At 72.8% G+C, this 4,084-nt stretch carries 3 protein-coding genes; 1 reads left to right on the top strand and 2 read right to left on the bottom strand.

Annotation, left to right across the window (positions count from 1 at the left end; all coding sequences use genetic code 11):
• Positions 1-208: 208 nt before the first annotated feature.
• On the bottom strand, positions 209-667 hold the full coding sequence (locus LCE31_RS37585) for an RrF2 family transcriptional regulator (RefSeq protein ID WP_225022589.1): 459 nt from the start codon (positions 665-667) through the stop codon (positions 209-211).
• Between the two features lie 232 nt (positions 668-899).
• Here LCE31_RS37585 and LCE31_RS37580 point away from each other — a divergent pair, with 232 nt between their 5' ends.
• Complete coding sequence (locus LCE31_RS37580) at positions 900-2,120, top strand: acyl-CoA dehydrogenase family protein (RefSeq protein WP_225022588.1); 1,221 nt, start codon at positions 900-902, stop codon at positions 2,118-2,120.
• 187 nt (positions 2,121-2,307) lie between these two features.
• Here the strand turns inward: LCE31_RS37580 and LCE31_RS37575 are convergent, their stop codons facing one another.
• Positions 2,308-3,891 carry a GMC family oxidoreductase gene (locus LCE31_RS37575; protein WP_225022587.1) on the bottom strand — a complete coding sequence of 528 codons (1,584 nt, stop codon included), beginning with the start codon at positions 3,889-3,891 and terminating at the stop codon, positions 2,308-2,310.
• Positions 3,892-4,084: the final 193 nt, after the last annotated feature.

Below are 4,084 nucleotides of genomic sequence, written 5' to 3'. Positions count from 1 at the left end.
GGCCAACGGGGGGGTCGTCGCGCCCTGGCCGATGGGGGGTGCGGGCCCGGCGGCGGGGAGGTAAGGGGAGGTGGGGCTCCAGCGCGGGGGACGGTAACGAGCGGTGCGGGGGGGACGGTATCGATCCGACCGGGCCGACCGGCCCGACAGGGCGCTTGCGCGGGGGCGGTGGCGGGCAGTGCCGAGGCAGTAGCGGGGCAGCCAGGGCTTAGGGATTCGCCCACGCCGCCGGAGCGTCGGCGAGGGCCATCACGTCCGCCGGCAGGCGGCCGGTGACCACGTCGTCGAGCGTGACCCCGTCGAGGATCTGCCGGACACCGGCCCGCAGGGCGATCCACAGAGGCAGCAGCGAATCGGCGGGCCCCGTGTACGACAGATCGGGGGGCCGCACGCCCTGGACCGAGACGAGGGGGCCGTCGACCATGCGGATGACGTCCGCGATGCTGATCGCGTCCGGCGCGGCGGCCAGACGGTAGCCGCCGTTCGCCCCGCGCTGGCTCACGACGAGGCCGCCTCTGCGCATGTCGTTCAGGATGGCTTCGAGGAACTTGTGTGGGATCTGCTGAGCCTCGGCGACCGTCTCCGCCGTGAGCGGCTCGCCGTCGGGCGCGGCCGCGAGCTGGAGGGCAGCGCGCACCGCGTAGTCCGCCTTGGCCGAGATCCGCATACGGCCATTATTCCGTACGCGGGCACCCAGCGTGCGTCGCGTGCCCGGGGGCGCGACCTGGAGCGTGCGTCCGGGGCCGTGAGCGAGGGGGCGTGTCTGCGGGGCGTGTCTGAGGGGCGGACACGCCCTTGCGCGGCACGGCGTCCGTAGCGCATATTCCCTACTATTCAGATAGGAATAATGGGGAAGTGGTGGGGACGGTGGGCTGCGCGATCGAGCGGCGTCTCGGGGCATGCCGGTGAACGGCGACACGGCGCGAAACGCCGACGACTTCTGGCTGCGGGTCGGGGCCGAGCTGGCGGACGACCTCGCGGTCGACGCCGTCGAGAGGGACCGGGCGGGGAAGCCTCCCTACGACGAGATGGCGCGGATACGGGAGTCGGGCCTCCTGGCCGCGCTGGCGCCTCCGGACGCCGCGGGCCCGGGGATGGAATGGCCGACGGCCTGCGCCGTCGTACGCCGTATCGCCGCCGCGGACGGGTCCATGGGGGAACTCCTTGGCCGCCATTACGTGCTCTCGTGGAGCGCCCGTCTCTTCGCGGACCCCGAGCGCGCGGCCGAGTTGGAGGCCGACGCGCGCAAGGGGCAGTGGCTGTGGGCCGGCGACACCGGAGCCCTGCGCCCGCACGCCTTCGCCCGGGACACCGGCGCGGGCCGCTCCCTCGTGCGCTCCACCCGCCACGGCGGCGGCACCCTGCGCGGAAGCCGCGCCGTGGCCTCGGCGGTGACCCTCGCCGACCGGTTCGTCCTCAACGCCACCGCGGACGACACGGGGGAACCGCTGGTCGTGCTCGTGGCCCCCGGAGACGCGGGGATCGCGCGGCGGCCGGTGCACGACCGGCTCGGCCAGCGGCTCACCGACGCGGGAACGCTCCACCTCGACGAGGTCGCGACCGGCTCGGGCGACATTCTCGGGCCCGCCCCGGTCGACGAACACACGGCGCCGCCGTTCACCATGCTCGCCCCGCTCGCCCTGCGGCTCATGCTCACGCAGGTGGCACTGGGGATCGCGGAGGGGGCGCTGACGGAAGCCGGGGACCTCAGCCGCGCGGCGGCACGACGCGTGCGGGCGACCGAGGACCCGGGCGGCCCGCTCGCCACGACGGACGGCGACGTGCTGTTCGCCTTCGGGTCGCTGGCCCTCGCCCTCCACAGCGCCTCGGCGGTGGTCGACCGGGCCACGGCCGCGCTGACCGGCTCCCTCCGCGCGGGACGCGGACTCGACGACGAAGGCCGTACCCGCACCGCGGTCCTCGTGGCGGCCGCGGAAGCCGTCACGGTCCCGGCCGCCCTGCGGACGGGTGAGGACATACTCGGTCTCGCGGAGGCCGAAGGGCTCGACCGGTTCTGGCGCGACCTGCGGACCCTGGTCGTACGCGCGCCGGCGGGCCCCGGCCTGCGCGCCCTCGGGGAGCACTACTTGAGCGGCGACCTCGGCAGGGCCGCGCGGTAGCAGCGTACGGTTCTCCCGCGTACGGTTCTCCCGCGTACGGCTCCTCCCGCGTACGGCTCGGCCGGGACACTCCTCCCGCGCGAGGACGGGCCGACGCGGGCCCCGTCTGACGCTGAGACCGGCCCTGCGAAGGTCACCGGCCCTCCGCACACCGTGGCCAGGGCACGAGAACCCCGTCCTGCGATGGTCAACGGGGCGTCAGCTGTGCCGACTTGATCATGTCGGCGCACTTCTCGCCGATCATCATCGTGGTGATGCAGGGGTTCACCGCGGGCAGGAACGGCATCACCGAGGCATCCGCCACGCGCAGTCCCGTGACGCCCTTCACCCGCAGCTGCGGGTCGAGCGGCGAGTCCGTGTCGGACACCGCGCCCATCCGTACCGTCCCGGCCGGGTGGTACACGGTGTTGTGGGTCTCGCGGATGTAGCCGAACAGCTCGTCATCGCTCTGCACGCCGGGCCCCGGGGCCAGTTCGGGCCCCGTCCACTCGGCCATCGGCGCCTGCGCCGCGATCGTCCGCGCGAGCCGGAGACCGTATGTCATCACCCGGATGTCGTGCTCGTCCGTGAAGTAGCGGGGGTCGACCATCGGCTTGTCCCGGAAGTCCCGGGTGCGCAGCCGCACCGTCCCCTTTGACCGCGACCTCGTCACGTTCGGTGTGAGGCAGAACGCGTTGTCGGTGGTGGGGTATCCGCGCCGGTAGGTGTTCAGGTCGAACGGGACGGAACCGTAGTGGAACATCAGGTCGGGCCGGTCGAGGCCCTCCTCGGTCTGCGTGAAGATGCCGATCTCCCACCACTGGGTGGAGGACGTCACCATCGGCTGCCTGGCCTCCCACATGATGATGCCCTCGGGGTGGTCCTGGAGGTGCGAGCCGACCCCGGGGGAGTCGACCCGTACCGGTATCCCGGTTTCCCGCAGGTGCTCCGCCGGACCGATGCCCGACAGCATCAGCAGCTTCGGCGCGTCGATCGCGCCGCATGACACGATCACCTCCCGGCGCGCCAGCACCCGGTCCCGGTGGACGGTGTCGGGCAGCAGGAACTCCGCGCCCGTGCACCGCTCACCGTCGAACAGCAGCCGCGTCGCCTGGAGTCCCGTGCGGATCTCCAGGTTCGGGCGCTTGCCGATGACCGGGTGCAGATACGACACGGACGCGGACGAACGCGTCCCGTCCTCACGGGCGTTGATCTGGAACCAGTTCGCACCGCGGGTGACGGTCGTGCCGGTGTTGAACGGTGTCGTGGGGATGCCCGCGTCGGCGCAGGCCGTGAGGAGCGCGGTGCCGCACGGGTCGTTCGGGGGAACCGTACGGATGGTGACGGGACCGGAGCGTCCGTGGTGGTCGCCCGGCGCGTCGTTGGTCTCCAGCCGGCGGTAGAGCGGGAAGCAGTCGGCCGCGCTCCAGCCGGAACAGCCGAGCGCGCCCCACTCGTCCAGGTCCTCCGCAGGCGCCCAGAAAGCGATGCAGGAGTTGTGCGAGGAGCATCCGCCGAGCACCTTGGCGCGTGCGTGCCGCATGAAGCTGTTGCCGAACTCCTGGGGCTCGATCGGGTAGTCCCAGTCGTAGCCGGACTCCAGCAGCGCCATCCACTTGTCCAGCCGCAGTACGTTCTCGTCGCCGACGTCCGACGGCCCGGCCTCCACGACGCACACCGTCACATCGGGGTCCTCGCTGAGCCGTGCGGCGACGACGGCGCCTGCTGTGCCGCCGCCGACCACGACGTAGTCGAAGAGGGGCGCGGAGGTGTCTGGGGGCTGTGCGGACATGACTGCTCCAGAGTTCAGAGTGTGCGAAGTGTTTTGTGAGGGCTGGGAGTTGCGGTCGGGGGCTCGGTTGGGAGCCCTGAGGGCTGCTCAGGGCCCGGGGAGAGCGGAGTGGGAGGCGCGCGGGCGCGGGGCGACGGGCGCGGCGGACCGGGGTACGGCCGCCGGATGTGCGGCGCTCACCGCGCCCCTGGAC

It is taken from the genome of Streptomyces sp. 8L, assembly GCF_020176795.1.
Taxonomy (GTDB): Bacteria; Actinomycetota; Actinomycetes; order Streptomycetales; family Streptomycetaceae; genus Streptomyces.
The sequence above is the reverse complement of the archived record's forward strand: the minus strand, read 5'-3'. Positions and strand labels throughout refer to the sequence as shown.

Coding starts and splice junctions, on each gene's coding strand:
- LCE31_RS37580 (WP_225022588.1), top strand. CDS start 900: ATGCCGGTGAACGGCGACACGGCGCGAAACGCCGACGACTTCTGGCTG.
- LCE31_RS37585 (WP_225022589.1), bottom strand. CDS start 667: ATGCGGATCTCGGCCAAGGCGGACTACGCGGTGCGCGCTGCCCTCCAG.
- LCE31_RS37575 (WP_225022587.1), bottom strand. CDS start 3,891: ATGTCCGCACAGCCCCCAGACACCTCCGCGCCCCTCTTCGACTACGTC.